Source organism: Lysobacterales bacterium (genome assembly GCA_014946745.1).
GTDB lineage: Bacteria > Pseudomonadota > Gammaproteobacteria > Xanthomonadales > Xanthomonadaceae > Aquimonas.
Map to the genome: position 1 here is coordinate 2,899,381 of JADCRD010000001.1, position 23,570 is coordinate 2,922,950.

Consider the following 23,570-nt stretch of genomic DNA (forward strand, 5'->3'; position numbering starts at 1 on the left):
CGCATAGGGTGGGTCTTGACCCACCAGAGCTCAACATTCGCCGCAGTCTTTGCAGCAATGCATTCACCGCACATCGTTTCGGACATCGGATTCCGCCACACCGGGGCGAGCCTTCGCTGCCACGGTGGGCCAGGGCTCGCCGCGTGAGTGCGGCGGAATACGGCGGGCCAAAGGGCTGACCGGAAGCGCTTGCTCTTTGCTTGAAGCGACACGACGACGAAGCAGAACCGAGGCGAATGTTGAGCTTATGGTGGGTCAAGACCCACCCCATGAACTCGCTTCATGCTGACTGCTTGAGGCGAGTGTTGAGCTCCGGTGGGTCAAGACCCACCCTATGGCCACGCAGCCGATCTAGGCTATCCCCATGAAACCCGCGCTCGCAGCTCCCCCGCCGCAGCACAGCCTCAACGAGCACGAGCCGCAGCGCTGGTGGGGGCTGCTGTACCTGGTGTTCGTCTTCCTGCCCCTGTTCTTCGTGCCGCAGCAGCTCGGCCGATTGCTGCTGCCCTCGCTGGCGGCCTGCGCGATCTTCCTGCCGCTGTGGCTGCGCTTCAGCGACCGCCACACTGGCGCCCGCACGCGCGACCTCTGCATCTACGGCAGCGCCGCGCTGGGGTATGCGCTGATGACGGTGAACCCGGGCGGCAACACCTTCGTGATCTATGCGATGACGATGGCGGCCACGGTGTGGGCGCCGCGGCGGGCGGTGCTGTCAGCACTGTTGTTCTGGGGGCTGATGACCGCGCAGTTCTTCCTGCAGATGCCGGACTGGCGCTATGCGCTGGGCGTGAGCATCGCGATGGCGATGATCGGCGGCATGGCCTGCGCGGGGATCCTCGCCAGCCGCACCCGCGAACGCCACCAGGCGGTGCTCAAGCTCAGCCAGGACGAAGTGCGCCGCCTCGCTGCGCTGGCCGAGCGCGAGCGCATCGGTCGCGACCTGCACGATGCGCTGGGGCATACGCTGTCGCTGGTGGTGCTGAAGACCCAGCTCGCGCGACGCCTGCTGGACCGTGATCCGCACGCGGCAGAGGAGCAGCTTGCCGAGCTTGAACAGGCCGCACGCGGCGCACTCGACCAGGTGCGCGAAGCGGTCAGCGGTATCCGCGCCGGTGGCCTGCAGTCCGAGATCGCCGCCGCCCGGCTTGCGCTGCTCAGCGCCGAGGTGAAGCTGGACGCGCAGCTGCCCGCGCTGGAGCTGCCGGCGCCGCTGGATCAGGCCTTCGCGATGGCGCTTCGCGAGGCGGTGACCAATGTGATCCGCCATGCGCGCGCCAGCCGCGTGGACATTGAGCTGCGCCGTGTCGGCAACGATGCGAACGCCGTGTGGCAGCTGCAGATCAGCGACGACGGCATCGGTGGCGCGCGCGCCCGCGACGGCCATCAGGGCGTGCCGGGATTCGCCGAGCGACTGCAGGCCATCGGCGGCCGCGTCGAGCTGGACAGCCCGCCCGGACTCGGTACACGCCTGCTGCTGAGTGCGCCCGCGACGCTACCGCAGGCCGGGTCAGCTTCTGCAAGAGGGGGCGCAATCAATGATTCGACTGGTACTCGCTGAAGACCAGGCCCTGGTGCGCGGCGCCCTGGCCGCACTGCTTGGACTTGAACACGACCTTGCGGTAGTCGCCGCATGCGCCGACGGCGATAGCGCACTCGCCGAAGTGCAGCGGCTGCAACCGGAGCTGCTGGTGACCGACATCGAGATGCCCGGCCGCACCGGGCTGGAGCTTGCGGAGGCCGTGCGCGCGCTGAACTTGCCGACCCGCGTGGTGATCGTCACCACCTTCGCCCGCGCCGGCTATCTGCGCCGCGCGCTCGATGCCGGCGTGCGCGGCTATCTGCTGAAGGACGCGCCGGCCGAGAAGCTCGCCGAGGCGCTGCGGCAAGTCCACCGCGGTGGCCGCGCCATCGATCCGCAGCTGGCGATGGCCGCCTGGGACGACGTCGATCCCTTGAATGAGCGCGAGCGCCAGGTCCTGCGTTTGGCCGGCGAAGGGGCGAAGAGCGCCGACATCGCCGCGCGCCTCCATCTGAGCCAGGGCACCGTGCGCAACTACCTGAGCGAAGCGATTGGCAAGCTCGGCGCCGAGAACCGCATCGAGGCCTACCGCGTTGCCCGCCAGCGCGGATGGCTTTGAAGAGATACGCAGCGAACTCAGACCGTTCTCCGATAAGCGCTCACCCCGGTGCGACGGGGGCATCGCTGCGTCTCGGCGGCGTTTCAGGCCAGCTCGCGACAACGGCCCCTGGCTCACGCTGATCCGCGCCTTGCTCCGCTTGAATCGCCGCAGCGTGCGTACGCTGCCGATCTGTCAGCCCAAGGCTCAGGCGCCCCTGCAGAGCGGCAGAGGGTCGTTCGGTGCATCGCGCCGGAGCGGCGAAGCTCAAGCCCGCAGCCGAATGCAGACTGGGCTGATCGCGTTGTCTGGCGTCCCAAAAAGAAACCCCGATGCCAGACGACACCGGGGCTGATGTTCTGCCGTGAGGCGACCGCGAAGTCGCCTCACGTGCGAGCTTGCAGCGCGACGCTTCAGACCACCGGAGCAGCCGGCGGCGGCACGAGCGGAGCAGCGGGCTTCTTCTTTGCCGCCGGCTTCTTGGCAGCCACCTTCTTTGCCGCAGGCTTCTTGGCAGGAGCCGCTTTCTTGGCAACAGCCTTCTTCGCAGGAGCAGCCTTCTTCGCAGCGACCTTCTTGGCGGGGGCCTTCTTGACCGCAGCCTTCTTGGCAGGAGCGGCCTTCTTGGCAACAGCCTTCTTGGCCGGCGCCTTCTTGGCCGCCACCTTCTTCACCGCGGCCTTCTTGGCCGGAGCAGCCGCCTTCTTCGCGGCAGCCTTCTTGGCCGGAGCAGCGGCCTTCTTAGCAGCGGCCTTCTTGGCCGGAGCAGCCGCCTTCTTGGCGGCAGCCTTCTTGGCCGGAGCGGCCTTCTTCGCAGCAGGTTTCTTGATAGCCATCGTCGGGTTCCTCGTCAGGGTTGATCGCAACTCTTTCAACACGCTTACTGCGGCGCGGACATCCGGTTCCGCCACCACTCCATTCCCGGACACCGCGTCCGGTTCCGCGTCTGAGCTCCTTCCCTGGATGCCCAGCCGATCACGCGCGCGAGACCACAAGTCCACGCGTCCAAACGCACGAGTCGAATGCCGCGGCGACCGCCGCGAGCAGCGTGATGCGGACCGGGTTCGGACCGCGGATCCGGCGACGTGCCGCAGGCGGCGACGTTCCGGGCGAGCGTGTTTTCCGAAGAGAACGCGGCTCCACCCTTTGCAGGGAATTGCAGAGAGTGCTCTGCCGGAGACCGCTTCGATGGCTCGCTATGTTCAACGCCATGTGTTCTGTTCTTGACACGCTGCGCGAAAACTAATCAGCGGTTTTCGCAGTGTCAACATAGTTGTCGCGCGCGCTTCGCGCAAAGCCTTCTCGCATGCGCGATTCGAAGCATCGAAAGCGCCCTGCAAGCCACTCGGGCGGACCCTATTCCGCTTCGATAAGTAGCAGAACCAAACGCCGAAAGCCTTGCGGCGCAATCGTCTTCGCGAATCAGCATCGAATGATCGCGATTTTCGCCAGCACCACTTCGTGCTGCGCCGCGAAAAGGATGCACGACCTGCTTCGGTTCATGCTCGCAGGGCCTTTAAGCGCTCCATCTGCGCGAAAGTGCGCGAACTTGCGCGAGCACTGCGCCTCGAAACGCATGCGTGTGCGAGCTGATGCGCAGCATCGACGCGGCAATCAGAGGCCTCTACGAAGGTCGCGCACCGCCACAGGCAGGCACCGGCTGGGACCTCGGACGCTGGCGACTGATCCGTGCAGATCCATGCGCCAGTTCGGACGACAGAAACGCGAACGGGGCGCTGAGCGCCCCGTTCTCTGAAGTGCATGTGACCGCCGAAGCGGGCGCCGAAGCCTCACTCTTCGATCAGCTCAGCGTACTCATCCGGGCCGAGCAGCTCTTCGAGCTGTGCGGGCTCGGAGGGCTTGAGCACGAACAGCCAACCCTTGCCGTAGGCGTCGCCGTTGATGGTCTCGGGCGCGTCGGCCAGCTCTTCATTGACCGCAACGATGGTGCCGGAGACCGGCGCATAGACGTCGCTGGCGGCCTTGACCGATTCAACCACCGCGACCCCTTTGCCGGCTTCGACTTCATCGCCGACGCCAGGCAGCTCGACGTAGACAAGGTCGCCCAGCTGAGCCTGTGCATGGTCAGAGATGCCAACGGTGACGCGACCGTCGTCCTCCAGCCGCGCCCACTCGTGGGATTTCAGGAACTTCAGGTCGCCGGGAATCTCGCTCATGGGTCTGCTCCTTGGCAGGCGGTGGTTCGGAGTGGGGCGATGCGCAGCGGCATTGCAGGCGGCGGGAGTTTATCAGTCGGATGTGTGGGTTCAGATGCCCTCGCGCGGCTTGCCCTCGCGCACGAAGGGCGGCGTCACCTGGCGGACCGCCACATCGCGACCGCGGATGTCGACGGCCAGCGGCCCGGGCTCGCCGGCCGGCACGCGCGCGAAGGCGATGGCCTTGCCCAGCGTCGGCGAGAAGGTGCCCGAGAGGATCTCGCCGTCGCCGCTCGCCGTGCGTACGGTCTGGCCGTGGCGCAGCACGCCTTTGTCATCCAGCACCAGGCCGATCAGCCGGCGCGGCGCGCCGGCAGCCTTCTGCGCTTCCAGCGCGCTGCGGCCGATGAAGTCGCGGCCTTCGTCCAGCGCGACGGTCCAGGCGAGACCCGCCTCCCAGGGCGTGGTGTCCTCGTCCATGTCCTGACCGTAGAGATTCATGCCGGCTTCCAGGCGCAGGGTGTCGCGCGCACCGAGGCCGCAGGGCTTCACGCCGACGTCGAGCAGGCGGTTCCAGAGCGCCACCGCCTCGCCCTCGGCAACGATGATCTCGAAGCCGTCCTCGCCGGTGTAGCCGGTGCGGGCGATGAAGAGCCCCTGCACCTCCGCGGCAGCGAACTTGCCGACCGGCTCGACCGCGGCACGGCCTTCCGCACTCAGCAGTCCGAGCACGCGCTCACGCGCGTTCGGGCCCTGCACAGCGATCATCGACAGCTCAGGGCGCTCGCGCACCTCGATGCCGAACGGCGCCGCCTTGGCGATGATCCAGGCCATGTCCTTGTCGCGGGTCGCGGCGTTGACCACCAGACGGAAGAAGTCGTCGGCGAGGAAATAGACGATCAGATCGTCGACCACGCCGCCGCGCTCGTTGAGCATGCAGGAGTACAGCGCCTTGCCGGGCTTCCTGAGCTTGTCGACCGAGTTGGCCAGCAGCTGCCGCAGGAAGGCGCGGACGTTCTCGCCGTGGAGATCGACTACGGTCATGTGCGAGACATCGAACATGCCGGCATCGCGACGCACCTGGTGGTGCTCTTCGATCTGCGAGCCGTAGGCGATCGGCATGTCCCAGCCGCCGAAATCGACCATGCGGGCGCCAAGTTCACGGTGGCGGGCGTTCAACACGGTCTGCTGGCTCATGAGCGGGGCTCCAATGCGGGGGGGGGTTTGGATGAAGAGGCGCGAACGGCCGCGCATTATCGAGCTTCGAACGTGCAGGTAAACCCTTCGCCGCCGTAGGGCATCCGTGCACGTATGCTCAACGCGACCCTGTCCTTGCCTGATGCGTCTGCCGTGACCGATGCCACCGTGCCCGCAGCCGATGACTGCGCGCCGTCCGATCCGCTGGCAGCGCTGGCGCGACGCGCGGCGCAGGGGGATGTGCTCGCGTTCGAGGCGCTGTACCGCGCCGAACATCGGCGCCTCTTCGCCGCGGTGTGGCGCTTGGTCGGCGGTCACGTCGCACGCGCCGAAGAACTGACCCAGGACGCCTTCGTGCGCGCCTGGAAGGCGCTGCCCGCGTTTCGCTTCGAAGCGCCGGTCGGCGCCTGGCTGCATCGCCTGGCGGTGAATACCGCGCTGATGGACCTGCGAGGGCGGCGTGAAGCCGAGGACCTCGAAGTCGACGACAGCGCGCTCACCCTGCAGGTGGCGCCGCGCCAGAGCCAGGACCATCGCATCGATCTGCAGGCCGCGATCCTCAAGCTGCCGGCCCGCGCCCGCGCCGTGCTGGTGCTGCACGACATCGAGGGTCTGACCCACGAGGAAATCGGCGAGTCGCTGGGCATCGCGCCCGGCAGCTGCAAAGCCCACCTGCACCGCGCGCGCCAGCATCTTCGGCGCGCACTTGGAGACACCGAATGAACTCCCTGCCCGATCACGACGACGACCTGGCCTGGCGCGAGCGTCTGCGCGCCGACGCGCCGGCGCCCCAGCGAACACCGGATCTGTGGCCCGGCATCGCCGCGCGGCTTGCGGTCCAAGACTCGGATGCGCGCGCCAACGCGGGCAGCGTGCCGGCGGCGGCGGTGCGCTCGGCTCGCGCCGGGCGCTGGCGGCGCCGCCGCGCCATCGCGGCCTCGCTGCTGGCCAGCGCCTGCCTGCTGGCGCTGATCGTGCTCGGCCTGCCGCTTCAGGAGCCCGCGCGAGTGGCGCCTTCGCCAATGGCGCAGACGCATCCGCTCGACACCCTGCTGCTGCGTGAGGCCAAAGGACTTGAACGCGAGTACGCCGCCGCCTTCGCCCAGTTTGAAGGCGCGCCGCTGCCGGCCGCGCTGCAGCCGGGCCTGCAGGCGCTCGATGTCGAGAGTCAACGCATTCATGCCGCGCTGGCCGAACACCCTCGACAGTCGCGTCTGCTCGACGAACTGCGGCGCCTGCACCAGCGCCGCCTCGATCTTCTGCTGCGCGGCATTGAACGCAACGCCTGAGCGCTCCGCCTGCGCGCGCCGCGCGGGCAAGACACACCGAACACGAACTGTGAGAGACCCCGCCATGTACACGCCCATCGTCCGCCGTCTCGCCCGCGCCACGCTGGCCCTGAGCCTGCTGAGCGCCCTGCCCTGCGCCTTCGCGCAGACCGCCATCGACGAAACCCGCACGCTGTCGGCCGACGCGCGGGTGTCGATCAGCAACATCAAGGGCAGCATCCGCGTGGTCGGCGGCGAGGGCGACACGCTGCGCCTGCGCGGCCAGCTGGGCGAGAACGCCCAGCTCAAACTGTCGGAGGAAGATCCGCAGGCGCTCAGCATCGAGATCGAGTACCCCAGCAGTTCGGGCTGGGGTTGGGGAATGTCCTCGGGCGGCGACACCGATCTGGAGATCGAGCTGCCAAGCGATGTCCGCCTCGACATCGAATCGGTCAGCGCCGGCGTCGACGTGCGCGGAATCAACGGCCGCAGCCTGAAGATCAGCGCGGTGAGCGGCGATATCGAACTGCGCGACAGCGCGCCGCAGCAGCTGGAGCTGGAAACCGTCAGCGGCGCGCAGCGCATCAGCGCGGGTGCGGCCGAGCTGGACGTGTCTTCGGTCAGCGGCGCCATCACGATCGAGGCCAGCGCGGCCGGCAGCCTGCGTGCCGAAGCCGTGTCGGGCGGGATCGACATCCGCCTGCTGCAAGCGATCGACGAGCTGCGTGTGGAGACTGTCTCCGGCGAGGTGCGGGCCAGCGGCGGTCCGAGCGCGAGCGGGCTGGTGCGTATCGAAACGCTGAGCGGCGCGCTGCGCCTTGAGCTGCCGGCCAGCACCTCGGCGCGGATCGAAGCCGACAGCTTCAGCGGCCGCATCCGCAGCCCGGTGGGCGAGGTCGAGCGCGAAGAGTACGGCCCCGGCTCCAGCCTCGACGCCACGCTCGGCGAAGGCGCGGCGCGGATCCGGCTGGAGACCTTTTCCGGCGCGATCGACCTCAGCGTGCAGGGCCGCTGAGGTTGCTCTTCCGGTCCGGGGACTGCGGCCTCAGCGCGGTCGCTGCGCGCGCTGGCGTCGGCACCAGGCCAAGAGGGCCATCGAGCTGGCGGGCCAGAGCAGCAGCCAGAACGGCCACCAACCGATCAGCGGATCGCTGCCGCGCAGCGGCGGAAACAGCAGGCTGGCGATCAGGCCCGTGCAGAGCCACATATAGAGCAGCGGTGCGAGCAGGTCGCAGGCGGCAGGCAGGCGCGCTGCACGCCGCGGCACCGCGGGCTCCAACGGAGAGGGCAACAGAACGCGCTGGCGCAGCAGGGACATGGCGAACTCCGGATCGCTCGGGAGCCTGGACTCTGTGTGGCCTCCATCTCAGGAGCTGAGACCTCGTCGCTGCTCCCTGGGCGCCCCGCACGTCGCCGCGCCGGGCTCAGCGCTCGCGCTGCCCGGCCTCGAAGGCATCCAGCGCGCGCTGGGTGCACTGTCGGCCCAGCTCGATCAGCTCGGCGGCGCGCCAGAACTCGTAGAAGGTGCAGCGGTCGCGCGGCATGCGGATCAAGAGGTCCGGGGGATCCAGCGCCAGCTGCATGCGCGCGATCTGCGCCTGCATGGTGTCCAGCGAACGCCCCATCAGATCAATGAGGCCGGGCTGGGCCTTGGCCTGCTCCACGCTGGCCTCGCTGCGCTTGGCATCCGAGAAGCTGGCGCTCAAGGATTCGATAAAGGCAGCGATCCGGGCGCGGTAGCCGATCGCGTCCTCGGCGGCGACGGCGGGCGCCGCAGCGGCCACGGGCTCTGCGCGCGCCATCCGCGCCGCCGGCGGGCCGTTCACATCGATGGCGATCACCAGATCCGCGCGCACCTGGCGCGTCGCCGCGATCGGCACCGGCGCCAGCAGGCCGCCGTCGACCAGGTCACGGCCTTCAAGCCGGTAGGGCGTGAACACCATCGGGATGGCGATCGAGGCGCGGATCGCATCGAACAGCGGACCGCGGTTCAACCAGACTTCGCGCTGGCTCTGCAGGTCCGTGGCGACTGCAGTGAAGGGAATGGGCAGGGACTCGATGGCGTGCTCGCCGACGAGATCGCGCAGCGCACCAATCACCCGCTCGCCGCGGATCAGGCCGGGAAAACCGAAGCTGAAGTCGAGCAGGCGCAGCACATCACCACGCTCCAGCGCACAGGCCCACTCCTTGTAGTTCGGCAGGCGACCGGCCGCGTGGATGCCGCCCACCAGCGCCCCCATCGAGGAACCGGCGATGCCGACGATGCGATAGCCGCGCTCCTGCAGTACTTCGATGGCACCGATGTGGCCCAGGCCGCGGGCCCCGCCGGCGCCCAGCACCAGCGACACGCGCTTGGCGCTGGCGAGCGCGCCCGGCTCAGTCGCCATAGGCCGAGGCCGCCAGCTTGAGCAGGATGCGGGCTTCCTGGCGCAGCGCGGGTGGCGCCATCACCTCGGCGTCGGGGCCGTACTTGAGCACATCCATCAGCAGCTCTTTCGGATTGCTGTAGGGCAGCTTCAGCTCGTAGCTGCCGTCTTCGAGAAAGCGGCCTTCCTGCTTGGAGTGCCAATGCTCATCGGCCACCCAGCGCGCCGCGTGCGGCGAGAAGCGGATGGTCGCCACCGCCTTGGGCGTGCCTGAAAAGATCCCGTAGCTGGAGGACAGCTGCTGATCCAGCTCGGCCTCGGCCATGTCGATGGCGGTCTCCTCCTGCAGGCGCGGCGCGCGGATGCGGTCGAGCGCGAAGCTGCGCAGGCCCTCGCGCTCGTGATCGAAGGCGTCGAGATACCAGTGATTGCGGTAGTGCGTGAGCCGCTGCGGCGAGACCTGCCGCCGGGTTGGCGTGTCGGTGGAGCGCGCGCGATAGTCGAAGCTCAGACGCTTGCGTTCGAGCACGGCGCTGGCGACGCCGCGGAAGCTCTGCTGGTCGAGCGGCCGGTTGCCGTGGCCGAGCACGCGCACGCGCTGCAGCGGCCAGCGCTTGCCGCCGCTCTGCTCGGCCAGCAGGGCGTCGATGCGACCGCGCAGCGGCTCGATCGCCTCGCTGAGCACGCCGGCGCCGGTGCGTTCCAGCAGCTGCTGCGCCGCCAGCAGGGCATGCAGTTCGTCCGACGTAAGCCACAGCCCCGGCAGCTCGAAGCGCTCGGCTTCGTCATCGCCATAGCGGAAGCCCGAGGGGTCTTCGCTGGATTCGATCGGCGCACCCAGGCTGTCGCGCAGGAAGGCGATGTCGCGGTACAGCGTGGCGCGCGAGCACTGCAGCTCGTCCATCAGGCGCTGCGCCGAGACCGGATAGCGCGCGACTTTCAGGATGCGGTGCAGGGTGAGGGTGCGTTCGTGTCGGTCCATGGGCGGCTATTGTGCCGCAGCGGCCGGCTGCGGCGATGCAGCGCGCGCGCGGCGCGCGCCAACGGTATGCTCCGCGCCCTGCACTTCGTCCTGAGCCGGAACAAGCATGCGCACCGAAGCTTCGCCCCGTCTGCACGCAGCGATCACGCTGGCCCTCTGCATCGGCCTTCTGCCCGCAGCGGGCGCCGCTACCTTCGTCGTCGACTCGGCCGAGGACAGCGGCGAGGGCAGCCTGCGCGCTGCCATCGGCCTCGCCAACGCCACTCCCGGCCCGCACACCATTGCGATCCAGGTGCCCGGCAGTGCGGTCACGCTGAGCCTCGGCTCGGCCCTGCCGGCGATCGCCGTCAATGACCTCACCATCGACGCCAGCGCCAGCACCGGCTTCCGCATCGACGGCCAGGACCAGCACCGCGTGTTCGAAACCGCCGCCGGTAACCAGCGCCTCACGCTGCGCGGCATCGAGCTGCGGCGCGGACGCGCCAGCAGCGGCGGCTGCCTGCAGATCGCCAATCGCGCCGACGCCGAGCTGCTGCTCGATGGCGTGCTCTTCGAGGCCTGCACCGCGGCGCGCGCCGACGGCCCCGCCCTGGGCGGCGCGGTCAACATGCCCGCGGGCGCCTCGCTCGAAGTGATCGGTTCGAGATTTCTGGGCAACAGCGCCAGCGGCACCGGCAGCGGCCAGCGCGGCGGCGCAATCGCCGCGGGTGCAGCCTCGGTCGATCTGCGCGACAGCCGCTTCCAGAGCAACCTGGTCAGCGGCGGCGGCGCCAGCGATGCCCGCTCCGGCGGTGCGGTGTCGATTGCCGGCACGGCGGTGAACATCGTCTTCGCGCGCGGCAATCGCTTCAGCCAGAACGGCGTCACTGCCGGCAGCGCCGGCTTCGGCGGCGCGCTCGAAGTCAACTGCGCTGGCTGCGTGGTCAATCTCGATTCGGGCTATTTCGGCCAGAACTCGGCCGGCCTGGGCGGTGCCATCGCGCTGCGGCAGGGCTTCAGCGGCATCGGACTCAGCGCCGCCTTTTCCAACCTCACGATCGAGCGCAACCTGGCGGACAGCGGCGGCGGCCTGTATCTCGCCCAGACCGGCATCGACGCCCGCAATCTGAGTCTGCAGAACAATCGCGCTACGAGCGGCGCCCACCTGCGCACCGGCCCCGGCTTCGCGCTCGACCGGCTCACCAACAGCGTGTTTGGCCGCGTCGACCCGGCCGGCGGCAGCAGCAGCTGCCAGCTCGCCGAAACCGTCAGCGCGGGCGGACCGCTCGGCGGCAATCTGTTCACCGAGTCTGCGAGCTGCGGCGGCCTCGCGTCCGCTGGAGCGACCGCCTTGGCCGCCGGCGTGACGGCGACCTTGGACAGCGCCGCCAACCTGATGCCAGTGCTGGTGTTCCCTGCAGGCAGCGGCGTGATCGATCGCGGCGGACGGCAGTTCGCCTGCACGCTCTCCGACGCGCGCGACACCGAGCGGCCGATCGACGGCGACGGCGATGGCGAAGCCGAATGCGACGTCGGCGCGTTCGAACATGCGGCCTCACCACTGATCTTCCGCAACGGCTTCGAGACCACGCCTTGAACGTAGGCAAGGTGTAATCCACGCCATCCTGGCGTTGATCAGGCGTCGCGAGCCGGGCGCGGGTCCGGACTCACCCCTGCGGGATCAGGCCCCTGGGTGCTCGATCCGCGAGCGCGCCGACCCGCAACGCGCGGCAAGCTCCGAGAGATCAGAGCTTCCCTGTGCGGCGGATAACGGCGGTTTGCTCTCCGGCTAACCCGCACTTAATGCGGACCTCACCAGCATGCGCGCTGCTTTTCCTCCGGCCGCCGCATGCCCCGCATCGCCGACGCTCTGTCGCATACGCCCAGCCCGCCGCCGCGCTCGCGATTGCGGCGGCCCGCACCGGTCTGGCTGCAGCGCCCAGCCAGTGCCGCCGCCATCACCTTGGGCGTACATGGGCTCATGCTGCTGTGGCTGCTGGCCGGCGATCGACAGCGACTGCCAGCGGCGGACGACACGCCGCTGCAGGTCGAGTGGATACGCCGCGCGTCTGAGGCGCCGCCGATCCCGCCCATGCCCGAGGCGCCGCGGCGAGCAGCGTCCGATCCGCGCGCGCGCCCGGCAGCAGCCGATCGCCCGCCCTCGCCGCCGCTCGCGACTGCTGCCGATGCATCGGCCGCTGAGGACGCGGCCAGCGATAGCGAGTCGCCCAGTGCGCGCCCGCTGTCGGCGCAGATCGGCGCCTTTGTTCGCGAAGGCGCACCGGCAGCGCAGTACCAGCGAGGCCCGCTCGATCGCCCTGCACAGGTGCTGCCAGGCCGAGACCAGGCCTTCGTAGAGGGCTTCCACGTGCGCGAAGAAGTGAGCCCCGCAGATCGCGTGCAGGCCGTGCTGAGCCTGGTCGGCCTGGGCGCCGGCGGCGGCGCTACCTGCGCCGATCTTCGCCGCAAGATGGTCTCCAACATCAGCGACGCCGAACGCCGCAAGCTGATCAACGACGAGCGCCGGATCTGCCGACGCGGGCAAGCCGGCACCTTCCGCTGAGCACGCCTGCACGGCGGATCGGGCGACGCGGGTGCGGACCATCCAATCGGGCTTTGGGCCTTGCCGATGGAAGCTTGCGGCGGATTGCGGTGGGTCAAGACCCACCCTATGGGATGGGTGGGATTTGGGCCTTGCTGATGGAAGCTTGCGCTGCGTTTCAGTGGGTCAAGACCCACCCTATGGGTTGGGTGGGCTTTGGGCCTTTCTGATGGAAGCTTGCGCTGCGTTCCGGTGGATCAAGACCCACCCTATGGGTTGGGAGGGATTTGGGTGCGTCCGATGCGGGAGGGGCGGGGTTTGCGGCGCAGGCGGGACTGCCGGAATCCGCGTCGCCGCGCGCACTCATAGGGTGGGTCTTGACCCACCGAACCGTCGCCTCAACGCGTCCACCCGGATCACCGAACCGGCGCCTCCACCCGGCTCCCGGCGACGCCGCCCACGGCGGGCCGCTTCAACGCTCCAGACGGTAGTTGACCGAGCCGCGCGTCTCGCGCTGGCTGGCTTCGATCTGCAGGTCCCACTGCTCGGTCAGGAGGTACTTGATGCTGAACACCTGGCCCTCGCCGAACAGCGCCACGCCGTAGGCCACGTACAGGCGCGGCGACAGGAACTTGCCGAGCATGAGCGCGGCACCGCCCAGCGCGGCGGAATCCTCGACGCTGGCCTGATCGAAACCGAAGCGCGCGCCCAGCCGCTCGGCGATGTAGCTGCCCCCCGCGCCCAGTGCCGCAGCCGCGGCATTGAGCTGCTGGCCCTCGCCGCTGCGCACCGACCGCACCGGTCGGCCCAGCATCAGGTAGCTCAGCACATCGGCCTGATCCAGGCTCGGCTGCGACCACAGACCGAGCACCGGTGCTGCCGCGGTGCCGGTGACGCGGATGCCGACCGTCACCTCATCGAGCCGGCGTTCGGCGCGGATATCGAGCCCCGGGTTGTCGAGCGGCGACTGCGCGAACGCCAACCGGCCGCGAGTGATGTCGAGGTCCTGACCGTAGGCCTTGTAGCGACCGCTGACATCCAGGCTGCCGCTGGCGCGGGTGGCGCGCCCGGGCCGATCGCGCACGCGCAGCTCCCCGCGCACCTTGCCTTTCAGGCCGAAGCCCTGCAGCGCAACGTCTTCGCCCAAGGCCACGCGGACGTCCGCGTCGACCCGCCGTGCCGCCTCGACCACGCCCTCGGGCTGGGCAGGATCGAGCACGACGACATCGGCGCTGACCTGCTGACTGCCCTCGAAGCGATCCAGCCGCACCTCGGCGCGCGGCACCTCGACCCGACCGCGCAGGCGCAGCAGCCCATCGCGCTGCTCCAGCTCAAGCGCAGGCGATGCGATCAGGCGCAGCTGGGCGGTGTCCGACAGCAGCACCTCGCTGCCTTCGATGCTGAGGCGCAGGGGCTGTTCGGCCGCCTCGGACACGTCGATCCGGCCGCGCCCGCGCAGCTCGCCTTCCGAGCGCAGCGTGAACTCCAAATCCGCCGCGTTCGCGCCCTCGAACCGCAGCTCGACGCGGCCTTCGCTGGGGCGAATGCCCAGCGCCGGAAGTTCAGCGCTGAAATCACTGAGCCGCACGCCACCGCGCAGGTTCGGCGCCGCCAGCGGCCCATTGATGTCGATCTCGGCGCTCAGTCGGCCGGAGGGCGCGATCAGCGCTGCTTCGCTGAGCAGCTCCAGCGCGCCGAGTTGGTCGAGCTGCAGGGCGAGTTGGCCTTCGATGCGCGCGTCAGCGCCGCCTGCCTCGAACGCACGCAGCTCGCCCTGCAGCAGGCCGTCCGCGCCGAAGCGCGCGCCCAGCCCCACGCGCAGCTGCTGTGCGTCGCCCGCGATGTCCAGCGCGAAGTCCTGCCAAGCCAGCAGCTCGCGATCCTCGCCCTGGCCCAGAGACAGCGCACCCTGCGGCGAGGCCAGGCGGCCCTCGACCTGCCAGTCGCCGCCTTTCGCTACAAACTCGAGTGCGCCGCCCAGCTCGCCCTGCCAACGCGGCCGCACGGAGCCTTCGCGATCGAGAAGAAAACCCAGCGGCAGCGCCAGGGGCAAGGCATCCAGCTCGACGCGAGCGCTCAGCGATTCACTGCCAAGGCCCTGCAGCGAGGCGCAAAGCCGACCGAGTGCGCCGGGCACGCCGGCGCCTGCGAGCGCCGCCTCGCGCTCGCCCAAGCGCGCGGCCGACGACACCCTGCCGCCTGCGTCAGGCGGCACGGCCAACGGGCTGCGCACATCGCGCTGCACGCCCTCCAGACAGAAATCATCGACGCGGAGGCGCTGCGCGCCCAGCTCGACCGCCACGGGTTCAGCGAGGGCCCAGTCGCCGCCGCGGCCGCGCCGATCCGGTGCACGCCAGGCCAGCTGCTGCAGACGTCCCAGCCAGCGCTGCTCGTCCGCGCGCCAGCCGCCGGAGACTTCCAGCGCGAGTCCGCCGCCGTCGACGGGCTGTCGCAGCGACAGCGCATGTGCGGACACGGCGCCGCGAAGCTCCAGGGCGAGCGCGCCAAGCGCGCGCCCCGCGATGCGCGTCGCTGCGCTGTCCAGCTGCAGCCGCAGCGGCGCATCGGGCGCGAGGCCAAGCTCGCCGCGCAGCTGCAGCGCATCGAGCTCGGCGCCCGCCGCGCTCACGCGTTCCGCGCGCAGGTCGAGGCCGAGGCGGGGGGCGGCCGGCGTGCCCGACAGGCGGAGCTCGCCGCGCAGCATGCCCGCGAGGCCCGCTGCCAGACTGTCGAGCTGCAGCGGCGCGAGCTGCAGCTCGGCCGCCAGAGAGTCGCCCAGGCTCGCGCTGCCGCTGAGCGCACTCTCGCCCCAGCGCAGATCGAGCTCGGCCTCGCCCGCAGTCACCGGCAAGGAGGCCTCCGCGGGCGCAGGCGCACCGCTCCAGCCTGCGCTGATCCGACCGCGCAGGCCCTGGCCGCGCAGACTGCCGTCGAGGTCTTCGAGCTGCAGCACGCCCTCGCGCACCGCGGCCGTCTCGCGGCCCTCGCTGCGCAGATGCGCGGAGACGCGGCTCGGCCACTCGGGCGCGAGCAGGCTGGCGTCCAGCTCGGCCAGCTCGGCCTCGATGCGCCAGCGCAGGCCCTCGCGCCAGTCGAGCTCGCCGTCGGCGCGCAGGCGGCCCTCGTCGGTGCGCAGCTCCAGCGCCTGCAGCAGGGCCTGCTGGCCCTGCACGCGCAGGCCGCCACTGAGCGCACCCGCAAGCTCGCCGCGGGCCAGCTGCAGGGCCAGGCTGAGTTCGGCATCGTCGAACGCACCGCGCGCTTCGAGCGTGCCATCGATGCGCAGCGGCGGGGCTTCGGCCAGCGGCAGCTCGAAGCGCTCGAAGTCCCACTGCGTCTCGAAGCGCGCCGGCTGGGCGGCGGACGGCAGCTGCAGCCAGCCGCGCAGCGCGGCACTGCCTTCGCCCTGGCGCAGGCGCAGGGCTTCGATATGCAGGGTGGCGGCCTCGGTCCGCAGGCTGGCGGCATCGAGCACATAGGCGCGGCCGTCGACCGCGAAGCTGCCGGAGAACCCGGCGCGATCCAGCCCACCCTCGGCCTGCAGCTGCAGCGCGCTGAGCCCGAGCGGCCACAGCGCGAGTAGGGCCGGCGGTGCCGCCGGAGCGCGAAGATCCAGCCGCCACTGCGGGCGCGGCAGGGCCTCGCGAACGTCGACCGTCAGCGCGAACGCCGGCGCATCGGGCAGCCGCAGCTCAAGACGGGCAGCCTGCAGCGCGCCTTCGAGGCTCGCCTCGAAGACCTGCGCCGCGTCAAGCCCCGCGCGCCATTCGCCGCTCAGCTGCAGCGCCGTGTTCCAGTCGCGGGCCGTGTCCACTTCGCCCTGTGCGCGCAGCTCCACCCTCGGCGATTCCAGGCTGAACTCGGCAACGCGCAGCTGGCCTTCGGCCAAGGTCAGCGACGCAAGCGCGATGCGTTCGGCCTCGAACAGCAGGGTGTCGATCGCCGCGGCGGGCGCTGCGACAGATGGATCGGCGGCGGCGGCCGTCGATGCGCCCTGCGCGGGGGCCGCGGGCGCTGAGGCCACCAGCACGACCGGCGCGCGCTCGATGCGCAGCCCGCGCAGCTCAGCCGCATCGATCGCAACAGCAATCGGCAGAGCAAGCTTGGGCAGCGTGTCGGGCAGGGTCAGCGCGAAGCTCGGCGAGGGCGGAGCGGGCGCATCCGGCGGCAGCACGATGCGAATGCCCTCGGCCTCCAGTTGCTCGATGCGCAGCCAGGCGCTCGGCAGCGCGCCCAGCGCTGCGCGCAGCTGCAGGCGCTCGACCTCGATGCTGACGCCATCCTGTCGATAGCGCAGGCCCTCGAAGCTCAGCCCCCGCGCGAGGCTGCCGCTTTGCGCGCGCCACTCGAGGCTGTCCGGCAGCAGCAGGGCTTGCGTCCGTGCGAGCGCGACGCGCGCGCCGGTCTCGGTGGCCAGCAGCCAGACGCCGACCAGCCCCGCCAGCAGCAAGACTACGCCCAGCGCGAGGACCGCCCGCAGCAGCCAGCGGCGCGCGCGGCTCACAGCTCGGGCCCCAGGCTCAGATGAATCTGGAAGGACTCGCGCGGCTCGTCCAGCCCGCGCGCCACGTCCAGCGAGACTTGGCCGACCGGCGAGCGCCAGCGCAGGCCAAGGCCGGCGCCGCGCCGCAGATCGACGCCGCCGTCGTTGAATGCGCTGCCCGCGTCCGCAAACACGGCCGCGCCCCAGGTGTCGGTGAACAGGCGCTCGTACTCGAGGTTCAGCACGGCGAGGCTGCGACCCCCGATGGGGTTGCCGCCGAGGCCCAGCGGGCTGATCTCCTGATAGCCATAGCCGCGCACGCTGCGGTCGCCGCCGGCGAAGAAGCGCAGTGAGGACGGCAGGCGCAGGAAATCGCCGGAGAAGGTGCGGCCCAGCTGGCCGCGCAGCAGCACGCGGTTGCGCTCGCCGAAGCCGCGGATGTAGCGGGCGTGCACCAGCAGCTGGGTGAAGTTGGCGTCCGAGCCGAGCGCGCTCAGGCCCTGCTTCAGTTCACCGGTGAAGCTGAAGCCACGGGTCGCGTAGTTGGCATCGTCGTAGCGCTGCCAGCGCGCGCGCAGGGCCGGGTACACCAGGGTCGAGATCCCGCTGGTCTCGAGATTGCGCTCAACGCCGATGGCATAGCGCTCACGCAGCGCATGCAGGCCGAGTTCGAGGTTCCAGTCGCCGAGACGGCCGATGCGGCTGGCCGACAGCTCGGCGGTCTCGCTGTCGACCAGTTCGCTCTGGTCCTCGCGGTAGCTGGCGCCGAGCTGGTACCAGCCCTCGATCGGCGCGAAGGCAGGGATGCGGTACAGGCTGTTCAGCGCGCTGCGGCGCTGGGCGAGATCCAGGCTGGAGCTGAACTTGTGCCCGCGCGTATTCACCCAGCGGCGGTCGAGGCCAAGCTTGAGGCCCGCGCCCGAATCGGTGCCGAAGCTCACGCCCGCGCTGTAGATGTCGCGCTTGGCCGGCGCCAGTTCGACCTGCACCGGCGCGTCGAGCGTGTCGGGTTCGGGCTCGGGGCGGATGTCGATGAAGCCGAAGTAGTCGAGATCCCCCAGACGCTGATGCAGCTTGAGCAGTTCGGCCTGGTCGAAGTCCTGACCGGGCGCGATGTCGACCCAGCGCTCGACGAGCCCCGGATCGAGCTGACTGGCGTCGATCGAGACCGTGCCGAAGCGGTAGCGCGCCCCGCTCTCCCAGCGCAGGCGGATGTCGGCGCGGCTGTCGGCGCGGGTCACCTCCACTCGATTCTCCGCAAGCTGCGCATCGAAGTAACCGCGCGCCGACAGCTCGCGCGCGATGGCCGCCTTGCCGCCTTCGTAGCGGCCGTGATTCATCAGGTCACCGACGCGCGGGCGAAAGCCGGCGATGGCGGCCGCGACGCGCGCGTCGTCCGCGGCAGGGCCCTCGATGACGACATCCACTTCGCGCACGCGCACCGGCGGCCCGCGCTGCACGTTCAGCCGCACCGCGAGACCCGCGGCGGATTCTTCCACCTGCACGTCAACATCCACCGCGTAGTAGCCGAAGGGCTCCAGCGCGCGCCGCACTTCGGCCGGAGCGCGCCGCAGCAGCAGGGCCATGCGGCCGCGGCCGACGTCCTCGCGATCGGCCTCGTCGAGCTGGAAAAGCCCGACCTGGGCGCGCACGTTGGCGGCCTGACTGGCACTCAGTCCGCGCACCCGCACGCTGGCGAGGCGCACCGGCGTGCGCTCGCGTTGCTCGTGCTCGTCAGGCTGCAGGGGTGTCGCCGCGGCAGCATCCAGCTGAGCACGCACGGCGGCCGCAGGGCTCAGCAGCAGGCACAGCCACAGGAGAGCGGTCAGTCGATCCAAAACGCCAGAGGCTCGCGAGAAAGGTCGCGGCAGGATACCCAGTCCCGACGCGGGCCGAGTCAAGCGACCGTTCCGCCGCGCAGCGCGCGCCGTATCGATCGACACTTGGGATGCACGCGCCGCTCTAGGACAATGGCGGCCCCGCGCCCTGCGCCGACTCTCGAAACCCACGCCCATGAGCCTCAACTCGCGCCTCGCTACAGAACTCGACGACATCCGCGCCGCTGGACTGTTCAAGTCCGAGCGCATCATCGTCTCCCCGCAGTCGGCCGAGATCGAGCTCGCCGACGGCCGCCGGGTGCTGAACTTCTGCGCGAACAACTATCTCGGCCTGGCCGACGACGCCGGCGTGATCGATGCGGCCAAGCATGCACTCGACACTCACGGCCACGGCATGGCCAGCGTGCGCTTCATCTGCGGCACCCAGGACCTGCACAAGCAGCTGGAAGCGAAGATCGCCGAGTTCTTCGGCAAGGACGACGCCATCCTCTACGCCGCGTGCTTCGATGCCAACGGCGGCCTGTACGAGCCGCTGCTCGGCGAGCAGGACGCGGTCATCTCCGACGCGCTGAATCATGCTTCGATCATCGACGGCGTGCGCCTGTGCAAGGCCAAGCGCTACCGCTACGCCAACTGCGACATGGCGGACCTCGAAAAGCAGCTGCAGCAGGCGCGGGCCGATGGGGTGCGCGACATCCTGATTACCACCGACGGCGTGTTCTCGATGGACGGCTTCATCGCCCCGCTGGATCAGATCACCGCGCTGGCGGCGAAGTACGGCGCGGCCGTGCACATCGACGAATGCCACGCCACCGGTTTCTTGGGCGAGACCGGCCGCGGCTCGGCCGAGGTGAAGGGCGTGCTAGCGCAGATCGACATCATCACCGGCACCCTCGGCAAGGCGCTGGGCGGCGCGCTCGGCGGCTTCACCTGCGGCTCGCGCGAGGTCATCGAGATGCTGCGCCAGCGCTCGCGGCCCTACCTGTTCTCGAACGCACTGCCGCCCTCGGTGGTGGCCTCGGGCCTGGCGGTGTTCGAGCGCATCGTCGCCGCCACCGAGCTGCGCGCCCGCCTGCGCGACAACACCGCGCGTTTCCGCGCCAAGCTCGCTGCCGCCGGCTTCGATCTCAAGCCCGGCGAGCACCCGATCGTGCCGGTGATGCTCTACGACGCCCCGCTGGCGCAGCGCTTCGCCGCCGAGCTGCTGGAGGAAGGCGTGTACGCGATCGGATTCTTCTTCCCGGTGGTGCCGAAGGGGCAGGCGCGTATCCGCACGCAGATGAGCGCCGCGCACACGCCCGATCAGATCGAGCGCGCGGCCGATGCCTTCATCGCCGTCGGCAAGCGGCTGGGCGTGATTCCGGCCTGATGCGCCACTGACCCGCGAATCGACGACGCGACATGCGCCCGGTGCTGAAGCGGCTGTTCCTGCTGGCGCTCGCCCACGATGCGCAGGCCGAACAGTTGCCGGACCTGCGCTGGCGCACGCGTTGCCTGCACTGCCGCGCGCGGCTCGAGTTCAAGCCCGACGGCGAGCCCCTGGGCGCGGGCTCGCTGGAGCACGTGGTGCCGCAGGCCTGGTTCGGCAAGCGCGCGGCGCACGCCCTGTGCGCGCGGGTCGATCACGCCCCGAACGATGCGCGCAATCTGGCGCTGGCCTGCGCGACCTGCAATCAGTCGAAGGGCAAGGGGCCGGATGCGCGCGGGCCGCAGGATGCGCGGGCGCTGGAGGTCACCGCACAGGCGCTGGATCGGCGCCTTGCGCGCTGGCGCGAGGGGGAGCTTCCGCGCGGGCCCCGGGGCGACGTCTGACAAGGTCTCCAAGGCAACACGGATGCACTTCATGCGGGACGTGATCACTGATCGCGAGTCCGGCGCGCGTCCTGCCTTCTTGCTGCCGGATCGCGCACTGCGTGCCCGATCGGCGGCTGCGCTCGCCAGCACGCTCTGAGACCTTTCGAGCGGCCTCGCGCTCGACGTGACCGCGGCCGGCTGCGCCCAGGCCCGTTCTCGCATGGTCCTTGCAGCGGCTCTGGGGCCATGCCTGCGGGCAGTGCGATCCGCGAGCCCCTCGGGACGGTCCGAGCATCGCCCCCCACTCATCGCCACGCGCATACTCTGCGCCAGCGCCATCGTCGAACCCGCCATGGACTTTCCGGATATCCCCACGCTGCTGCTGCTGACGGTCTGCAGCAATGCCCTGGTGGCGGTGTTCATGGGGCTGATGCACCGCGCCAAGCGGGATGCGGGCTACTTCCATTTGCTTGCGCTGGGCGCGGCTGGCATGGCCGCGGGCTGGTCGCTGTACGCCTCAAGAATCTGGGAGTGGCCGCCTGAAGTCTCGTATCTCCTCGCCCACCTGCTGATCGCAAGCTACCCCGCCCTGCTGCTGCTTGCGCTGCGGCGCGCGCTCGACCTGACGGAGTCTCGGCGCTGGCGCTGGGGCGTGGCCACCGCGCTGCTGGCCCTGAGCCTCTGCCTGTGGTGGGCGATCGGCTCGCGCTACTGGATGACTCTGTGCGCCACCGGCGGCAACGCGGTGCTCTTTTCGGCGTCGCTGTGGGTCTTGCTACGGCATGGCCGCCCCTTCGACCTCGCGCGCTGGACCATCCTGGCCGCCGTGGCCGCCTGCGCCCTGATGCTCTGGCTGCGGCTGGGCTCGGTGCTGATCCGGGACTTTCCACTCGCCGGTGGCGATCCGCTGCTGGTCAGCCTGGGCCTGATTGTTCCGCTGCTCTCCGGGCTGATCCTGGCCATGGCGTTTCCGGTGTCCGAGTTCGTGCGCGATGCTCAGCGACTGCAGCAGCAGTCCGAGCGCGATGAACTGACGGGGCTGCCCAACCGCAGCCAGGCGCAGCGCCGGATCGGTGAGTACCTGGAGGGGCGTCGTGGGCCGCTGGCGCTGGCCTTTCTCGACCTGGACGGCTTCAAGCGGATCAACGACAGCCTGGGCCACGCCACCGGCGATGCCCTGCTCACAGCCATCGCCCAGCGCCTGGAGCCCCTGTTGAAGCCACAAGAGCTGCTGGCCCGCTTCGGCGGCGATGAATTCCTCGTGCTGCTGCCGTATCCGCCGACGCCCGCCGAACGGCGCGCGCGCGAGCTGCTCTCGGCGATGGCGGCTCCGTTCGAGATCGACCTGCGCGAGGTCCATGTGGCGGCCAGCGCGGGCTTGAGCGCGTTCCCGCTGGATGCGTCCAGCGAGCGCGAGCTGCTGCGCCTCGCCGATATCGCCCTCTATCGGGCCAAGTCGGAAGGCCGCGGCAGTGTGGTCCGCTATCGCCCTGACATGGGCGAAGCCGCCAACGCTGAGCTGGAGATCGAGCTCGCCCTGCGTCTCGCGCTGGAGCAGTCACGCATCGCCCTGGTGCTGCAGCCGCGGCTGAGCCTGGACAGCCTGCGCTGCGAGAGCGCGGAGGCGCTGGTGCGGATCCGCGGCACGGATGGCAGCCTGCAGATGCCCGATACCTTCATCGGTGTGGCCGAACGCTGTGGCCTGATGCCTCGACTCGGCGACCAGGTGCTGGGACTGGCCTGCGAGGCGCTGCAGCAGCTGCGTCAGCGGAATCCCGAGTTCAACCTGTCGATCAATCTGTCGCCGCTGGAGCTGCGCGACCCCAGCCTGAGCGCACGGATTGATGCCGCGCTGACGGCGTGGGCGCTGCCGTCCGACAGCCTGGAATTGGAGCTGACCGAATCGGCCCTGATCCAGGATCCGGTACTGGCCGCGGAGCGCCTGTCCGAGCTCAAGGCGCGCGGCCTGCGCATCGCGCTCGACGATTTCGGGGTCGGCTTCTCGGGGCTGTCCCACCTGCTGGAGTTCCCCATCGACGTGCTGAAGATCGATCGCAGCTTCGTCTCACGCATGCTCAGTGATGCCACTGCCAGCGCCCTGGTGGAGGGCTTGATCGCGCTTGCGCGCCGGCTTGGTCTGCGCGTGGTGGCTGAGGGCGTGGAAGATCAGGATTGCCTGGCCAGGCTGCGTGCCCTGGGCTGCGAGGAAGCGCAGGGCTACGTCATCGCCCGCCCCATGGACGCGGCAGCGCTGAGCGCCTGGCTGCGCGATGCGGCGGATGCGCGTCCGCGGGAATCTTCTGACTGAATCGCGGGCTGATGGCATCACAGCGGCTTACGCAGTCGAGCAGCCGGGCGGGCGTGTCGGTGAACAGCGCGGTCGCATCGGCGCCCTGAATCAGCCGCGTCGATCCACTCGAAACGCGGGTCGCAGCGCATCAGCACACCCTGCGGCGGCCGCGACTACACGATCACGAATCCGCACGCGCATCGCCTCAGCGAGGATCGCGGGTATAGACCACCCCGGCTTCGATCTGCACCGGAAACACAGCGATGGCTTCATAGGCGGGCGCGCACAGCGCCTCTCCGGTACGCAAATCGAAACGCGCGCCGTGCCGCGGGCATTCGACCACGCAGCCGTGCACCGGACCACCGGCCAGCTCGGCGCCATCATGCGTGCAGACATCCTCGACCGCGAACCAGCCTTCGGCGGTGCGGTACACGGCGATCGCCGTATCGCCATCCCACACCACCTGGAATTCGCCCTCGGCCATCTGCGCCTCTCCACAGACTGCGATCCAGCCCTGCATTCGATGTTCTCCCGTCTCTGATGACGCCCCAAAAAAGA

Annotated in this window: 19 protein-coding genes; 10 read left to right on the top strand and 9 right to left on the bottom strand. The window is 70.0% G+C overall.

The annotated features are described in order from the left end of the window. Positions 1 to 364 precede the first annotated feature (364 nt). On the top strand, positions 365 to 1,558 hold the full coding sequence (locus tag H4O13_11660; GenBank protein ID MBE5316042.1) for a sensor histidine kinase: 1,194 nt from the start codon (positions 365 to 367) through the stop codon (positions 1,556 to 1,558). After that, positions 1,536 to 2,138 (top strand): response regulator transcription factor, encoded by a 603-nt coding sequence (locus H4O13_11665; GenBank protein ID MBE5316043.1) that lies wholly within the window; start codon positions 1,536 to 1,538, stop codon positions 2,136 to 2,138. Before H4O13_11660 ends, H4O13_11665 begins: the two co-directional genes overlap by 23 nt. A gap of 392 nt (positions 2,139 to 2,530) precedes the next feature. On the opposite strand, the gene H4O13_11670 is transcribed toward H4O13_11665, so the two are convergent. The 3 genes from H4O13_11670 to gcvT all read right to left on the bottom strand — a co-directional run bounded on the left by H4O13_11670 (position 2,531) and on the right by gcvT (position 5,470). Then, entirely contained in the window at positions 2,531 to 2,953 is a 423-nt protein-coding gene (locus H4O13_11670) for a hypothetical protein (GenBank protein ID MBE5316044.1), read from the bottom strand. Between the two features lie 954 nt (positions 2,954 to 3,907). Continuing rightward, positions 3,908 to 4,294, bottom strand: coding sequence for a glycine cleavage system protein GcvH (gene gcvH / locus H4O13_11675; GenBank protein MBE5316045.1), 387 nt, complete (start codon positions 4,292 to 4,294; stop codon positions 3,908 to 3,910). 90 nt (positions 4,295 to 4,384) lie between these two features. After that, positions 4,385 to 5,470, bottom strand: a complete 1,086-nt coding sequence (gene gcvT, locus H4O13_11680; protein ID MBE5316046.1) for a glycine cleavage system aminomethyltransferase GcvT — start codon at positions 5,468 to 5,470, stop codon at positions 4,385 to 4,387. A 153-nt stretch (positions 5,471 to 5,623) separates the two neighbouring features. On the opposite strand from gcvT, the gene H4O13_11685 reads away from it, so the two are divergent. The 3 genes from H4O13_11685 to H4O13_11695 all read left to right on the top strand — a co-directional run bounded on the left by H4O13_11685 (position 5,624) and on the right by H4O13_11695 (position 7,753). Next, positions 5,624 to 6,193, top strand: a complete 570-nt coding sequence (locus H4O13_11685; GenBank protein ID MBE5316047.1) for an RNA polymerase sigma factor — start codon at positions 5,624 to 5,626, stop codon at positions 6,191 to 6,193. Then, a complete protein-coding gene (locus H4O13_11690) occupies positions 6,190 to 6,759 on the top strand; it encodes a hypothetical protein (GenBank protein ID MBE5316048.1) in 570 nt (189 codons plus the stop codon). Before H4O13_11685 ends, H4O13_11690 begins: the two co-directional genes overlap by 4 nt. Before the next feature lie 64 nt (positions 6,760 to 6,823). Continuing rightward, a complete protein-coding gene (locus H4O13_11695) occupies positions 6,824 to 7,753 on the top strand; it encodes a DUF4097 family beta strand repeat protein (GenBank protein ID MBE5316049.1) in 930 nt (309 codons plus the stop codon). Between the two features lie 30 nt (positions 7,754 to 7,783). Here H4O13_11695 and H4O13_11700 read toward each other — a convergent pair whose 3' ends face one another. From H4O13_11700 to H4O13_11710, 3 genes are all read right to left on the bottom strand, one after another. Then, positions 7,784 to 8,056: a hypothetical protein gene (locus H4O13_11700; protein ID MBE5316050.1), complete on the bottom strand. Its 273-nt coding sequence runs from the start codon at positions 8,054 to 8,056 to the stop codon at positions 7,784 to 7,786. Positions 8,057 to 8,162: 106 nt separating this feature from the next. Next, positions 8,163 to 9,125 carry a patatin-like phospholipase family protein gene (locus H4O13_11705; protein MBE5316051.1) on the bottom strand — a complete coding sequence of 321 codons (963 nt, stop codon included), beginning with the start codon at positions 9,123 to 9,125 and terminating at the stop codon, positions 8,163 to 8,165. Then, positions 9,115 to 10,086 carry a YafY family transcriptional regulator gene (locus H4O13_11710; protein ID MBE5316052.1) on the bottom strand — a complete coding sequence of 324 codons (972 nt, stop codon included), beginning with the start codon at positions 10,084 to 10,086 and terminating at the stop codon, positions 9,115 to 9,117. Before H4O13_11710 ends, H4O13_11705 begins: the two co-directional genes overlap by 11 nt. Positions 10,087 to 10,192: 106 nt before the next feature. Here H4O13_11710 and H4O13_11715 point away from each other — a divergent pair, with 106 nt between their 5' ends. Then, positions 10,193 to 11,662 carry a hypothetical protein gene (locus tag H4O13_11715; GenBank protein MBE5316053.1) on the top strand — a complete coding sequence of 490 codons (1,470 nt, stop codon included), beginning with the start codon at positions 10,193 to 10,195 and terminating at the stop codon, positions 11,660 to 11,662. A 252-nt stretch (positions 11,663 to 11,914) separates the two neighbouring features. Beyond that, complete coding sequence (locus H4O13_11720) at positions 11,915 to 12,628, top strand: hypothetical protein (GenBank protein ID MBE5316054.1); 714 nt, start codon at positions 11,915 to 11,917, stop codon at positions 12,626 to 12,628. A gap of 451 nt (positions 12,629 to 13,079) precedes the next feature. Here the strand turns inward: H4O13_11720 and H4O13_11725 are convergent, their stop codons facing one another. Together H4O13_11725 and H4O13_11730 are read right to left on the bottom strand one after the other, a co-directional pair. Then, the gene (locus tag H4O13_11725; GenBank protein MBE5316055.1) at positions 13,080 to 17,111 is read right to left on the bottom strand and encodes a translocation/assembly module TamB domain-containing protein; all 4,032 of its coding nucleotides are present in this window, start codon (positions 17,109 to 17,111) and stop codon (positions 13,080 to 13,082) included. Continuing rightward, positions 17,108 to 18,928, bottom strand: coding sequence for an outer membrane protein assembly factor (locus tag H4O13_11730; protein MBE5316056.1), 1,821 nt, complete (start codon positions 18,926 to 18,928; stop codon positions 17,108 to 17,110). Before H4O13_11730 ends, H4O13_11725 begins: the two co-directional genes overlap by 4 nt. Before the next feature lie 175 nt (positions 18,929 to 19,103). On the opposite strand from H4O13_11730, the gene kbl reads away from it, so the two are divergent. From kbl to H4O13_11745, 3 genes are all read left to right on the top strand, one after another. Then, positions 19,104 to 20,297, top strand: coding sequence for a glycine C-acetyltransferase (gene kbl / locus H4O13_11735; protein MBE5316057.1), 1,194 nt, complete (start codon positions 19,104 to 19,106; stop codon positions 20,295 to 20,297). A gap of 32 nt (positions 20,298 to 20,329) precedes the next feature. After that, positions 20,330 to 20,740, top strand: a complete 411-nt coding sequence (locus H4O13_11740) for an HNH endonuclease (protein MBE5316058.1) — start codon at positions 20,330 to 20,332, stop codon at positions 20,738 to 20,740. A gap of 334 nt (positions 20,741 to 21,074) precedes the next feature. Beyond that, positions 21,075 to 23,030 (top strand): EAL domain-containing protein, encoded by a 1,956-nt coding sequence (locus H4O13_11745; protein MBE5316059.1) that lies wholly within the window; start codon positions 21,075 to 21,077, stop codon positions 23,028 to 23,030. Positions 23,031 to 23,217: 187 nt separating this feature from the next. Here the strand turns inward: H4O13_11745 and H4O13_11750 are convergent, their stop codons facing one another. Continuing rightward, positions 23,218 to 23,532, bottom strand: coding sequence for a non-heme iron oxygenase ferredoxin subunit (locus tag H4O13_11750; GenBank protein MBE5316060.1), 315 nt, complete (start codon positions 23,530 to 23,532; stop codon positions 23,218 to 23,220). Positions 23,533 to 23,570: the final 38 nt, after the last annotated feature.